The organism is Nonomuraea sp. NPDC048892 (genome assembly GCF_040649735.1).
Classification (GTDB): Bacteria; Actinomycetota; Actinomycetes; order Streptosporangiales; family Streptosporangiaceae; genus Nonomuraea; species Nonomuraea maheshkhaliensis.
This window is the reverse complement of record NZ_JBEZFZ010000019.1, coordinates 74,168-86,748: the sequence shown is the minus strand read 5'-3', so window position 1 is coordinate 86,748 and position 12,581 is coordinate 74,168. Positions and strand designations below refer to the sequence as shown.

The 12,581-nt window shown below is 70.6% G+C and carries 11 protein-coding genes; 6 read left to right on the top strand and 5 right to left on the bottom strand.

The window, feature by feature from the left end; genetic code table 11:
- Positions 1-192: 192 nt before the first annotated feature.
- The 5 genes from AB0C28_RS41230 (at position 193) to AB0C28_RS41210 (ending at position 4,254) form a co-directional block, all read left to right on the top strand.
- Positions 193-972: a helix-turn-helix domain-containing protein gene (locus AB0C28_RS41230; RefSeq protein WP_357858386.1), complete on the top strand. Its 780-nt coding sequence runs from the start codon at positions 193-195 to the stop codon at positions 970-972.
- A 65-nt stretch (positions 973-1,037) separates the two neighbouring features.
- On the top strand, positions 1,038-1,826 hold the full coding sequence (locus AB0C28_RS41225) for an ABC transporter ATP-binding protein (protein ID WP_357858389.1): 789 nt from the start codon (positions 1,038-1,040) through the stop codon (positions 1,824-1,826).
- 8 nt (positions 1,827-1,834) lie between these two features.
- Positions 1,835-2,725: an ABC transporter permease gene (locus AB0C28_RS41220; RefSeq protein WP_358080805.1), complete on the top strand. Its 891-nt coding sequence runs from the start codon at positions 1,835-1,837 to the stop codon at positions 2,723-2,725.
- Positions 2,726-2,728: 3 nt separating this feature from the next.
- On the top strand, positions 2,729-3,499 hold the full coding sequence (locus AB0C28_RS41215) for an aldolase/citrate lyase family protein (RefSeq protein ID WP_357858395.1): 771 nt from the start codon (positions 2,729-2,731) through the stop codon (positions 3,497-3,499).
- On the top strand, positions 3,496-4,254 hold the full coding sequence (locus AB0C28_RS41210; protein ID WP_358080803.1) for an SDR family oxidoreductase: 759 nt from the start codon (positions 3,496-3,498) through the stop codon (positions 4,252-4,254). The genes AB0C28_RS41215 and AB0C28_RS41210 overlap by 4 nt, the downstream gene beginning before the upstream one ends.
- A gap of 106 nt (positions 4,255-4,360) precedes the next feature.
- Here AB0C28_RS41210 and AB0C28_RS41205 read toward each other — a convergent pair whose 3' ends face one another.
- From AB0C28_RS41205 to AB0C28_RS41185, 5 genes are all read right to left on the bottom strand, one after another.
- A complete protein-coding gene (locus AB0C28_RS41205) occupies positions 4,361-6,091 on the bottom strand; it encodes a PAS domain-containing sensor histidine kinase (RefSeq protein WP_358080801.1) in 1,731 nt (576 codons plus the stop codon).
- A gap of 90 nt (positions 6,092-6,181) precedes the next feature.
- Positions 6,182-6,715 (bottom strand): LLM class flavin-dependent oxidoreductase, encoded by a 534-nt coding sequence (locus AB0C28_RS41200; RefSeq protein ID WP_358080799.1) that lies wholly within the window; start codon positions 6,713-6,715, stop codon positions 6,182-6,184.
- A gap of 46 nt (positions 6,716-6,761) precedes the next feature.
- Positions 6,762-8,246, bottom strand: a complete 1,485-nt coding sequence (locus tag AB0C28_RS41195) for a DUF6351 family protein (RefSeq protein WP_358080797.1) — start codon at positions 8,244-8,246, stop codon at positions 6,762-6,764.
- A 147-nt stretch (positions 8,247-8,393) separates the two neighbouring features.
- Positions 8,394-9,113, bottom strand: coding sequence for a GntR family transcriptional regulator (locus AB0C28_RS41190; RefSeq protein WP_357858413.1), 720 nt, complete (start codon positions 9,111-9,113; stop codon positions 8,394-8,396).
- A gap of 82 nt (positions 9,114-9,195) precedes the next feature.
- Positions 9,196-10,368 carry an ROK family transcriptional regulator gene (locus tag AB0C28_RS41185; protein ID WP_357858416.1) on the bottom strand — a complete coding sequence of 391 codons (1,173 nt, stop codon included), beginning with the start codon at positions 10,366-10,368 and terminating at the stop codon, positions 9,196-9,198.
- 115 nt (positions 10,369-10,483) lie between these two features.
- Here AB0C28_RS41185 and AB0C28_RS41180 point away from each other — a divergent pair, with 115 nt between their 5' ends.
- The gene (locus AB0C28_RS41180) at positions 10,484-12,580 is read left to right on the top strand and encodes an alpha-galactosidase (RefSeq protein WP_358080795.1); all 2,097 of its coding nucleotides are present in this window, start codon (positions 10,484-10,486) and stop codon (positions 12,578-12,580) included.
- Position 12,581: the final 1 nt, after the last annotated feature.

Below are 12,581 nucleotides of genomic sequence, written 5' to 3'. Positions count from 1 at the left end.
CATCACTGTTCGCATTACAGACTGAGAGTTCGCTATCCGGTCTGTCAATAGCAGGCATTCAGCAAAACGCTCCCACGAATCCCCAGGAAAACCTTGCAGTGAGACGCAGGCCACGCTTACCCTCTGTCCGTACTGCGAACCAACGTGCTCTATTTATGGACAGTGAGGGTCGATGACGGACAGTGAGGGCCGATGACGGAGCGCCAGGACGACAAGCCGGAGACTGCTCGCGAGCAGGACATCCAGGCGGTGAGCCGGACCGCGCAGATCCTCGGGCTGTTCGGTCCGGAGACTCCGGAGCTCTCCGTCGCGGAGACCACCCGCCGGCTCGGTCTGAACCGGACCACGGTGCACCGCTACTTCAGCTCGATGATCAGCTCCGGCCTGCTCGAGCGCGTGGAGGACTCCGCCTTCGTCCGTCCAGGACGGTCGATCCTGCAGCTCGGCAGCTTCATGCTGGGACAGCAGCGCATCATGCAGAAGGCGCCGGCCCACATGCGCGAGCTCGCGCTCGAGATCAAGGTCAGCACCGTGCTGTCGCTGTGGGGCACCTCCGGCCCGGTGGTCTCGCTGGTGGAGGAGGCCGAGCATCCCACCCTGGTGACGGTGCGCGTGGGCTCGCAGCTCGCCCTGGACTCCTCGCAGGCCAAGGTCTTCCTGGCCTTCCTGCCCGACCAGTTCCACGCCGACCGGCTCACCGGCAGCCTCCCCGAGCCCCAGCGCACCGAGACTCGCCGTCGTATCGAGGCGATCCGGCAGGCCGGCATGAGCAGCTACGTCAACCACCGCGGCATCTGCGTGGTCGCGGCGCCGGTGTTCGCGGCGACCGGGATCTGCGCCACGATCGCGGCCGTCGGCACCGAGCGGATGTTGCCGGAGGCGCTGGACTCCCGGGAGGCCACGGCGTTGAAGGCCGTCTGCAAGCGACTGACCAAGGAGATGGGCGGCACGTGGCCCGAGGGGACCGACTGATCGCTGCCCGCACGACAACCGAGGCGCGGGCAGCCTGCGCTCGAACCAGGTGAGGAATGACAGACATGCCGACCAGTACCGACACCGACTACGTGATCCGCCTGGACTCGGTGTCCATGCTCTACCAGACGAAGTCCGGCGGGACCGTCCAGGCTCTCGACGACGTCTCCCTCAGCGTCCGAGCCGGTGAGTTCATCTCCATCGTCGGCCCCAGCGGCTGCGGCAAGAGCACGCTGCTGCGGATCATCATGGGCCTGTCCCGCCAGACCTCCGGCCAGGTCGCCTTCGGGGCTTCTGAGGACACCCACCGCAACCAGCTCGGGATGGTCTTCCAGCAGCCGCTGCTGTTGCCATGGCGTACCGTGCGCAAGAACCTGCTGACGTCGCCGGACCTGCACCGCGCCCGGGACGCTGCGACCCAGGAGAAGGCCGACGAGCTGCTGGTGATGCTCGGCCTGGAGGAGTTCGGCGACCGCTACCCCAACGAGCTGTCCGGCGGGATGCAGCAGCGGGTCGGGATCGGCCGCGCCTTAATGCACGACCCGCGCATCCTGCTCATGGACGAGCCGTTCGGCGCCCTCGACGCGATGACCCGCGACCAGATGGGACTGGACCTGCTGAAGATCTGGGACCAGGACCGCAAGACCGTGCTGTTCGTGACGCACAGCATCCCCGAGGCGGTGCTCCTCGCCGACCGCGTCGTGGTCATGACGCCGCGACCCGGCCGGTTGGCGGACGTCGTCGAGGTCGCGCTCCCTCGGCCGCGACGGCTCGAGAACATCAACACGCCCGAGTTCGGAGAGATCGTGCTGAAGATCCGCAAGCTGCTCGACTCCGAGCACAGCGCCCACTAGGAGACCTGATGTCCACCCACACCAAGCGCCACGCGGCCGACCAAGGGGCACCGGCCGTCCCGGACGGCGAGACCGTGGCGGTGGAGGCGCCCGCGAGCTCGGACACCCCGGTCCGATCCCGGCGCCGCCGAGTACCGGAGATCACTTACAGCGTGCTGGTGTTCATCGGGCTGCTGGTGGTCTGGCAGGTCGTCGTGGACCTGTTCGACGTCTCCAACATCCTCGTCCCCGCGCCCACGGCGGTCGCCGAGTCCCTGGTCGCCGGCTTCCAGGACGGCAGCCTGGTGACCCACTCACTGGTCACCCTGAAGGAGATCCTGATCGGGTTCGGCATCGCGGTCGGCTCGGCGCTGGTCTCCGCGGTGCTCATCACCCAGTTCCGGACGGTGGAGCGCGTGCTCTTCCCGCTGCTCATCCTGACCCAGACCATCCCGAAGGTCGCCATGGCGCCGCTGCTGATCGTCTGGTTCGGCATCGGGATCAGCTCGAAGGTGCTGACCGTCGCCCTGATCGCGTTCTTCCCCCTCCTCATCAACGCCGTCCTGGGATTCCGGTCCGCCGCCTACGAGCAGGTCGAGATGCTCCGGTCCTTCGGCGCGTCCCGCATGCAGGTCATGCGGCACCTGCAGATCCCGTCGGCGCTTCCGCACATCTTCGCGGGGCTGGAGGTCGCCGTCATCCTGTCCGTGACCGGCGCCGTGGTCGCGGAGTTCGTGGGCAGCTCAGAAGGTCTGGGCTACCTGATCCAGGCGACCAACTTCACCCTGGACGTGGCCAGGACCTTCGCGGTGATCGTCGTGCTGTCGGCCGTCGGCATCGCCCTGCACGCGGTCATCGTGCAGCTCGGCAAATGGCTGGTCTTCTGGACCTCCACCCCCGACACCACCAGTGAGGTCTGAGCCGTGCCACCTGTACGCAACGGAATCAACGGCGGCACGCTCGGGACCTGGATCAAGCTGTCCAGCCCCGAGAGTGTCGAGATCATGGCCTACGCGGGCTTCGACTTCGTGGTCATCGACCTGGAGCACACGACCCTGGACCTGGGCGCCGCCTCGGCCCACATCGCGATGGCCCGCGCCCTCGGGGTGGACCCGCTCGTCAGGGTGCCCGACCATGGCCTCAGCGTGATCCAGCGGGTCCTGGACGCCGGCGCGGCCGGTGTGCTCGTGCCGCACGTCGACACGGTCGAGCAGGCCCGGGCGGTCGTGCGGGCCACCTGCTTCCCGCCGCGCGGCGACCGCGGCTCCGGCGGCACCAGCCGAGCGGGGCGCTGGGGGCTGCTGCCACGGGCGGAGTACCTCGCGTACGGCAACGAGCAGGCCCTGTGCGTCGTCCAGCTCGAAAGCGAGGCGGCGATGAAGAACGCGGGCGAGATCCTGGCCCTCGACGGCATCGGCGCCGCGTTCGTCGGGCCGGCCGACCTGTCGATGTCGATGGGCGTCGCGGCGGGAAGCGACGAGGTGGACCGGCTCATCACGTCCGCGCTGTCGGCCGCCGCCTCGGCAGGCGTTCCCATCGGCACCGCGTCCGCCACGAGTGACCAGGCCCGGGCCGCAATGGCCCGGGGCTACGACTACGTGGTGGTCAGCAACGACACCTCGATCCTCGCCGGCGGAAGCCGGGCTCTCGTGAACGCGGTGAAGGCGCCCGTCGCCGAGGGAGCCGCCCGATGAGCGCGCCACGTGTCGCCATCGTGACGGGTTCGAGCTCCGGGATCGGAGAAGGGATCGCCCGCGGGCTCGCGGGCGACGGCTTCACCGTCGTGGTGAACTCGGCCACCTCGGTCGAGGCCGGTGAGAAGCTCGCGGCCGAGCTGCCGGGGGCGAGCTACGTCCAGGCCGACATCGCCGACCCCTCCGACGCCGTGCGCCTGGTGGAGACCTCCGTGCAGCGGCACGGCCGGCTCGACCTGCTGGTGAACAACGCCGGGGTGTCGCGTGCCGTCCCTCACGCCGACCTGGACGCGGTCACGGCCGACGACTGGCACCGGATCCTCGGCGTCAACGTCGTCGGGACGTGGCAGGTCTCCGTCGCCGCCGTGAAGGCCATGGAGCCCGGCGGCCAGATCATCAACATCAGCTCGGTGGGCGGCTCGCGCCCCCTCGGCAGCTCGATCCCCTACTCCGTCAGCAAGGCCGCGCTCGACCAGCTGACGAGGCTGCTGGCCAAGGCCGTGGGTCCGGACGTCCGGGTGAACGCGATCGCCCCTGGGCCGCTCCAGACCCGGCTGACCGCGGGCAGCCTCGCCGCGCGGGCGGCGCGCACCGCGGCGATCACACCGCTGGGCCGGCTCGGGCAGCCGTCCGACGTCGCGGCGGTGGTCCTGGCGCTCACCAAGACCCCCTTCGTCACCGGTGAGGTGATCAACGTCGACGGCGGCATCAACCTCGTCACCCACATGGACGCGCCGCGCACCGACGACGCGTGACCCGTCCCGGCCCTTGAGGCCGACCGCTGCGGGGACGGCACGCGCGACACCTTCCAGCCGCTGTCATGGGGCGGCTGGTGGGGTCGTCCTCATCGACAGGACACGTTCACGAACGGCTGTCCGCCAGGGGGAGCCGGAGGACGAACCGGGCACCGCGCGGTGAATCTTCGATCGTGAGGGTTCCGTTGTGGGCGTGGGCGATGTCGCGTGAGATGGCCAAGCCGAGCCCGGTTCCTCCCGGTTCCCTGCGCCGGCCCTCGTCCAGCCGGGCGAAGCGCTCGAAGACGCGCTCTCGGTCCCGCGGCGCGATTCCGGCACCGTCGTCGCACACGGTGATGACAGCGGAATCCTCCTTGCGTCCCACGGTGACCTCGACCTTCTCGTCCGCGTGCCGCCGGGCGTTGACCAAGAGGTTGTCGATGACGCGAATCAGCTGGATCCGGCTGCCCAGAACGTTCACGTCCCGGTCCGCGTCAACGTGGACCGGCACGCCATCCGCCATGGCCGCCGCCTCTCTCACCACCAGTGTGTGGACGTCGATCAGCTCGTACGCGTCCGGCTCTCCGGCACTGAGCCGGGCCGACACCAGCAGGTCGTTGACGATCGACTCCAGGCGATCGGTGACCGCCCTCGCCTCCCTGATGGTCTCGAGCGGGTCGACCTCGGCGGGGTAGAGCATCGCTTCGTCGAGCCGGGTGCGAAGAGCGGTGAGTGGCGTTCTGAGCTCGTGAGACGCGGAGGAGGCGAATCGGCGTTGTTCCTCGAACAGGTCCGCGTTGTCGACGGCGAGCCCGGCCCGGCTGGCGATGTCGCTGATGAGGGAGAGATCGGCCGAGTCGTACGCCACGGAGGTCTCGTACCTGCCCAGGGTGAGCGCACCCAGCACCCGGCGTGGGGCGCGCAGCGGCGCGATGATGATCGACTGGGCGCCCAGCTCCAGGTACGGCCACCACCGCTGGACCTCGCACGCTCCGGAGTCCTTCCATCCGGCCAGATCGTCCTGGCCGAACAGCAGTGCGGGGCCGCCGCGCAGCACCTCCGCCATCGGCGCCTTGGAACCGTCCGGAAACGCCGGAAGCGGCCCTTCCCATTGCTCGCGCTCGACACCGCTCCCGTTCTGCGTGACGACGACCACCACCCGGTTCACCCCGCCGCTGGGGCCGAGCAGGTCGATCGTCGCCCAGTCGGCCAGCTGGGGCACCACCAGACGGGACAGCCGTCGCAGCGCCTCGTCCACGTTCAAGGTGGACGCCAGAACGATGCTGGTCTCGGCGGTCAGCGACAACCTGTCGGTCAGCTTCTCCAGCGCCGCCAGGGCGATCGCCTGATCGTGTTCCACGGCCTTGTGCCGCGACAGGTCGTAGAACAGGACCACCGAACCCATGCCCTTGTCACCCAGCGAAAGCGGGGCCGCCATCACACCCAGCGGAATCAACCCCCCTGACCCTCGGATGAACCACGCCTCCTCGCTGCGGATGTACACCCCCTCGGCGAACGCGGCCAGGATCTGGCAGTCCTCCCGGGGGATCCGGCTCCCGTCGGCGTTCCTGTGCAACAGGTCGTGGGGTTCCGCCCCGATCAGCTGCCGTGCGGGAAAGCCGAGCAGCTCCTCGGCGTACGGATTGACCAGGAGGATCTTCCCCGTGTGACTGACCACGTACAGGCCTACGCGCAGACCGTGGAACAGGGCTTTGACGAGTTCCGCGCTGAACCCGTACCTCGCCCAGTCTTCTTCCATGTCGTCGCTGCCTACCACCGGCGCCCCTCCTGCCCCACCTCCGCCAACCCGCCCAAAAAGGGCATATTTCCTCAGCCTATGTATCCCGACATCGACCACTGCTTACGGACGGGAGATCCTCGATAGATTGTTCTCGACCCGCGCGGAGAGTGAGAGGCCGGGCGGCTTCGCATTCATTGAGCCGGCGGTCTATCCGGCCAGGTCGGCCAGGAGCGCGGTGGTCCTGGCCTGTTCCTCTTCCGAACCGAGAGGCAACGCCACGAGCTCGGTCGCGCCGGCGTCGAACAACCGGCGGATCTGGCGCTCGACCGCGGTCTCATCGCCGATGACCACCGCGCCCTGGGGGCCCGCCGCGTGACCGCGGTCGAGCATGGCGCGGTAGATGGGCGCTTGCCCGACCATCCCGAAGTTCTCGGCCACCCACGCCCGGCGTTCGTCCTCGTGGGAGGTGACGCAGACGATGGTGCCGGCGACCACCCGAGGCGTCCTCCCGCCCGCCGCCTTGGTGATCTCCGGCACGATGTGGTCGGCGAGCGCGGACGCGGTGGCCCAGGTCGTGATGGTGCCGTCGGCCAGCTCACCGGCCACCCGCAGCATCGCCGGGCCGAGCGCACCGACGGCGCGGCGGCCGCCACATCGACCGCGCCCACGGCCTTGAGCGTCTCGCCCCCGGCTGGTGGCCGCGACGCCATCCCAGGGGATCAACCGCCACCCCGACACCATATGCTGTAGCAAAAGCAGATGCGCGGTCTGATCGAGCAACCCTCTGTCAGGGCGCGATGCCCACGCCGTCGATCCGGCTCCAGGCGCGCTCCTGCGCGGCGGTCATCGCGGGCCAGCGCAGGCCGCCGGGCCGGGGCCGCACCTTGGTGGCGAACGCCGCGGGGCGGAACGTCACGTCGTAGAAGCATCCGCTGTCGTACGTACGTTCGAAGCTGTCGCAGGAACGGGCGATCACGTCCGGGGCCGGCTTCCGGCCGGTACGCGCCCACCCGTCGAGCGCGGCGATGGAGGCGGCGTACTCGGAGTCGCTCAGTTCGCCGTGCTCGGACTCCGTCGTGAACGTCTGGACGAGCCGCCCGTCGCGACCGGCGGCCCTGAGCGTGGCGCGGTAGGCCGCCTCGTGCTCGACGAAGACCTGCGGGTCGTTGATCGCGTGCAGGGACAGGACCGGGATGCTCACCCGGCCGGTGAGGTCGCTGTCGTAGGACAGGTCGCGGCGCGCGGCAGGGTCGGGCGAGAATCGGGCCACGCCCGCGTTGAGCGCCTTGTCGTCGTGGGAGCCGGTGTAGCGCACGCCTCGGTTGCCGAACGGGTTACGGCCGTCGAGCCGCTTGAACACGATGTCCTGGAACAGGTAGATCGCGTACAGCAAATCCGTTTTCAGGGACTTTTCCTGGATGCGGGTGACGGCGAGAATGTCGTCGAGGTTGCGCTGCTGCCGCGCGGTCCGGTCGGCGGAGTCGATGCCGGTGCACTCCTGCAGGCGGGCGTGGATCGCGTCGGGGGTCAGGGTGGAGCCGGCGGGAAGCCCCTGCCACAGCGGGTACTGCCGCTCCGTCGGGCGGGGGAGGTTGCGGCAGTAGTACTGGTAGACCACCCGCAGGTCCACGCGGTGGTCGTAGCCGCGCGAGCCACCGCTCAGGTTGCCGCTGGTCAGCAGCATCCCGTGGTACGCGCCGCGCTTGGTGCCGTAGGTCTCGGCGACCTTGGCCGCGACGTTGCCGCCCCAGGACTGGCCGTGCAGGTACGTGCGGGAGGGCCGGCCGAAGCGCGCCACGAACAGGCGGCGCACGTTCTCGGTGTCGGCGGCGGCCATCCTGACCCCGTAGCCGCCGCGCCGGTAGGAGGAGGCGGCCCAGGCGTATCCCTGGTCGACCATCACCGCCCAGCGCGCGAGGTCCTCGGTCGGGGTGGAGGCGTCGTAGGAGGTGTCGGGGCCGCCGTGGGCGTGCACGACGAGGGAGCCGTTCCAGCGCTTCGGGACGGCCATCGTGTAGTAGGCGCCGTGGGCGTCCCGGCCGGTGTAGCACTTCGCCTTGGCCGCCAGGCCGGACGGGCAGGCCGCGGGCTTGGGTTTCGTGGCCGCTGTGGGCTTCGGTTTCATGACGGTCGCGTCGGCGTGGGCGGCGGGCGTGGCCCCGAGCGGGCCGGCGAGCACAGCGGTGAGGACGGTGGGGAGCACCGTCGTGAGAATCACCGGGCGGCGGCTGCGCCCGGGGTGCGTCGGTGCGGGCGCGTCAGAAGTTGTCAACGAGTCGCTCCTTCGTGTGCATGCTGCGGATCGGGTGGAAGACAGGGGAAGCCGTCCCCTGCCAGGACTGTCCTAGGAGCGTAGCGTTCTATGTGCTATAGCAGGCAGCCCACAGCAACGGTCCCGAGTGACCCTGCCGAGCCTCCGTCAGTCGAGGAAACGGCCGGCGATCCGGGAGACGTTCGAGTCGTGACTGTGCGACCTCATCAGCTCCTCGGCCCGATCCCCGTCACCGGCGGCGATGGCCGCGAAGATGGCCCGGTGCTGCCCGTAGCGCTCATCGAGACTCCCCCGATGCTCGCCACGCGCCTGGGACAGCGCGCTGTCGCGTCGCTCCACCGAGCCGAAGGCGTCGACGGTGCGCAACATCTGGACCAGCGTCGCGTTGCCACTGGCCTCGTCCACGAGCAGGTGGAAACGCCGCATGAGCTCCTGGATCTCGCCCACCAGCTCCAGTTCCCGCTCGCCGCCCGGAGCGACCTGGCGCATCTCGGCACGCAGCGCGTCCGCCTCGTCGAGGCAGCCGGCCATCGCGCGCCGCTGGGCCGCCGTCGACTTCTCCGCGGCCAGCCGGGCGGCGAGCGCCCGGAGCACGTCCTCGATCATGGTGAACTCGCGCAGCTCGTCCTTGCCGAACTCGGCGATGCGGACCGACCGGGGACCCGTCCGCTCCACCAGGCGGTCCTGCTCCAGCCGGCGCAGCGCCTCGCGGACGGGGGTCGCGCTGATGTTGAGCGACTCGGCCAGCCCGCGCTCGGTGACCTTCTCCCCCCGCCTCAGCGAGCCGGTGACGATGGCCTCACGGATCGCGGCGTACGCCTGGTCGCCGAGGGTCACCGGTGCGGGGAGCTGGGGAAGCGCGGCCATGGAGGGGATGGTATGTGCTACAGCATCCTTGTCAATCCGCCGCGCGCCCGGGTGAGACCCCGACCGGAGGTGCTCATGAACATCAGGAGGCCACGAGAGCCTGGATGCTGACGGTGGCCGCCCCGCGCGCCCACTCCTCGAACGGCAGGGGGCGGATAGAGAGCGGGCAGTCGGCGGCGGTGCCGAACGCCTGGCGCTGGAAGCCGGCCCGGATGTGCGGCTCGAACAGGTCGTAGGCCGCCAGACCCTCACCGGAGACCACGATCCGGGCCGGGCCGACCAGGTTCGCGACCGCGGCGATGCCGGAGCCGATCGCGTCGCCGGCCCGGGCGAAGACGGCGCCGACCGGGGCGTCGCCGTCGCGGGCCAGCGCCACCGCGTCCTCGAAGGTCAGCTCGGGCCGGCCGGCGGCCGCCCTGGCCTGCCGGACGATGGCGTCGGCGCCGGCGATGGCCTCGACGCACCCGCGGCTCCCGCAGTGGCAGGCCGGGCCGTTCACGTCGATGCCGATGTGGCCGATCTCGCCGGCCACGCCGTGCGAGCCGGAGACGAGGCGGCCGCCGACGACCAGGCCGCAGCCTATGCCCGCGCCGACGGTCACGAGGGCGAACGACTCGGCGCCGATGCCCTCGCCGAACCAGTGCTCGGCGGTGGTCAGCGCCTTCACGTCGTTCTCCACGGTGACGGTGAGGCCGGTGAGCTTCTCCGCCCGTTCGCGCAGGGGCAGGTCGTGCCAGCGCAGGAACGGCGAGTACCGCACCAGACCGGTGGAGCGGTCGACGTCGCCGGAGACGGCCAGCCCGAGCCTGCGGGTGCGGGCCCGGTAGCCGCCGGGAGTGTCGAGCGAGCCGGGACGGTCGAGCAGTTCGTCGACGAGCTCGCCCAGCTCGGTGAGGACGTAGTCGACGTCGGGCGCCGACAGCCGCCGGTGGGCCGCGGTGCGGACCTCGGCGCGAAGGTCGCAGACCACGCCGATCAGCTCGTCACCGGTGATCTTCACGCCCACGAAGAACTCACGGTCGGCCCGGATCGCCAGCGGGCTGGCCGGACGCCCGGCGCCCGGCCCGGTCCGCTCGGTCGCGGCCAGCTCCTCCAGGTAGCCCATCTCGATGAGCGGACGCGCCGCCTTGGTGACGGCCGCGGAGGACAGGCCGAGCCGGCGGGCGAGGGCGACACGGCTCAGCGGGCCCTCGGTCAGCACGGTGGTGAACACCGCCGTGACTGCGGGCGCGACGGCGTCAGCCTCAGGAAACATGACCGAAATCTAGGCTCAATAATTTCCTTCGTCAAGTATTGATTTGGCCGCGAGCGCGGACCTACGCTCGCTGCACTCCCCGCCCATGCTCCCATGATCACCACCGAGGAACCAGATGCCCCCTCTGCTGTACGAGCCCCGCCGTCGCCTGTGGCTGCTGCGTACCCCGTCCACGTCGTACGCCGTCCGGATCGACGAGGACGACGCCGTGCGGCACGTGCACTGGGGTGCGGACCTGACCATGGCGCAGGTTCTGGAGCTGGCCGAGCGCACCCCGGCGGCGGGCAGCAGCTTCGACGCCGTGGGCGGAGCGGAGGAGCTGGCCGTGGAGGGCGGCGCCCGCTTCGGGCCGCCCGGCCTCCAGGTGCGCTTCGCCGACGGCACGCGCGGCGTCGAGTGGCGCTACGCCGGCCACGACGCCGATGACGGTTGTCTGAGCATCCACCTGGACGACCGGCACTACCCGCTGCGACTCACCCTGCACTACCGGGTGCACGAGGACAGCGACGTGATCGAGCGGTGGACCACCGTCGAGAACCGCGACGACCACCTCCCGATCACGGTGCAGCGCTGCGACAGCGCGGCGTGGACCCTGCCGTGCCGGAGCGGCTACCGGGTGAGCCACCTGGTCGGCGGCTGGAACAGCGAGTTCCGGCTGCGCCGGTCCGAGGTCGCCACCGCCGAGACGGTCTTCACCAGCCGGCGCGGCATGACCAGCCACCACGCCAACCCCTGGCTGGCTTTCGACGACGGCACGGCCGGCGAGGCGCACGGCGAGGTGTGGAGCACCGCGCTGGCCTGGAGCGGCAGCTGGCGGATCACCCTGCACCGCGACCCGGCCGGCCGCACGACGTGGACCGGCGGTCACGGTCACGAGGGGCTCACCTGGTCGCTCGCGCCCGGCGAGACCCTCAGCACGCCGGTCTTCTCCGGCCTGTTCACCACCGGCGGGTTCGGAGCGGCCAGCCGGGCCTGGCACGCATACGTCGCCCGGCACGTGCTCCGGCACCCCGGGGAGCTGCGGCCGGTGCTCTACAACTCGTGGGAGGCGACGGGTTTCGACGTCGACGAGGCGGGCCAGATGGCGCTGGCCGCGCGGGCGGCGCGGCTCGGCGTCGAGCTGTTCGTGGTGGACGACGGCTGGTTCGGCGGCCGGGTCGGCGAGCACGCCGGCCTCGGCGACTGGACGCCCAACCCGGACCGCTTCCCCCATGGCCTGCGGCCGCTCTCCGCCGAGGTGCACAAGCTCGGCATGCGATTCGGGCTGTGGGTCGAGCCGGAGATGGTCAACCCCGACAGCGACCTCTACCGGGCGCATCCGGACTGGGTTCTTCACATGCCCAACCGCGGACGTACCGAGCTGCGGAACCAGCTCGTGCTCAACCTCGCCCGGCCGGACACCGCCGCCTGGGCCCACGCCTGGCTCGACCGGCTGGTGACGGAGCACGACATCGACTTTCTCAAATGGGACGCCAACCGGCCGTTCACCGAGGCCGGCTGGCCCGGCCACGCCGACCCCGACCGGTTGTGGATCGAGCACACGCGGTCGGTCTACGAGATCATGGATCGGCTGCACACCGATCACCCCGGTCTGCGCATCGAGGCGTGCTCCGGCGGCGGCGGGCGCGCCGATCTGGGCATCCTCGCCCGCACCGACCAGATCTGGACCTCGGACAACACCGACCCCGTCGACCGGATCGCCATCCAGCACGGCTTCAGCCAGCTCTTCCCGGCCCAGGTCATGGGCGCGTGGGTGACCGACAGCCCGAACGTGGCCACCGCCAGGGAGACCCCGCTGCGCTTCCGGTTCCACGTCGCCATGGCCGGGGCGCTGGGTGTCGGCGGCGACCTCACCACGTGGACCGAGGACGAGCTCAAGGAGGCCGCCGAGCTGATCGCCACCTACAAGCGCATCCGGCCGGCGGTCCAGCACGGCACGGCGTACCGGCTCACCGGGGACGGCGCCCTGACGGCGGTGGGATACGCCTACGAGAACCGGTTCGTGCTGCTCGCCTGGTGCCCGTCGCGCCCGTACGGCCATCAGCCCGCCCCGCTGAGGCTGACCGCGCTCGACCCCTGCGCCACCTACCGGGATCCGGACACCGGCGCCACCTACTCCGGAGCCGTCCTGCTACGGTCCGGCCTTCCCCTCTCCCTGCCCGAGGGCGACCACGCCAGCGCCCTCGTCCAGCTCATCCGCATCGAGGACTGAC

Coding starts and splice junctions, on each gene's coding strand:
- AB0C28_RS41210 (WP_358080803.1), top strand. CDS start 3,496: ATGAGCGCGCCACGTGTCGCCATCGTGACGGGTTCGAGCTCCGGGATC.
- AB0C28_RS41225 (WP_357858389.1), top strand. CDS start 1,038: ATGCCGACCAGTACCGACACCGACTACGTGATCCGCCTGGACTCGGTG.
- AB0C28_RS41230 (WP_357858386.1), top strand. CDS start 193: ATGACGGAGCGCCAGGACGACAAGCCGGAGACTGCTCGCGAGCAGGAC.
- AB0C28_RS41200 (WP_358080799.1), bottom strand. CDS start 6,715: ATGGTGTCGGGGTGGCGGTTGATCCCCTGGGATGGCGTCGCGGCCACC.
- AB0C28_RS41185 (WP_357858416.1), bottom strand. CDS start 10,368: ATGTTTCCTGAGGCTGACGCCGTCGCGCCCGCAGTCACGGCGGTGTTC.
- AB0C28_RS41220 (WP_358080805.1), top strand. CDS start 1,835: ATGTCCACCCACACCAAGCGCCACGCGGCCGACCAAGGGGCACCGGCC.
- AB0C28_RS41180 (WP_358080795.1), top strand. CDS start 10,484: ATGCCCCCTCTGCTGTACGAGCCCCGCCGTCGCCTGTGGCTGCTGCGT.
- AB0C28_RS41190 (WP_357858413.1), bottom strand. CDS start 9,113: ATGGCCGCGCTTCCCCAGCTCCCCGCACCGGTGACCCTCGGCGACCAG.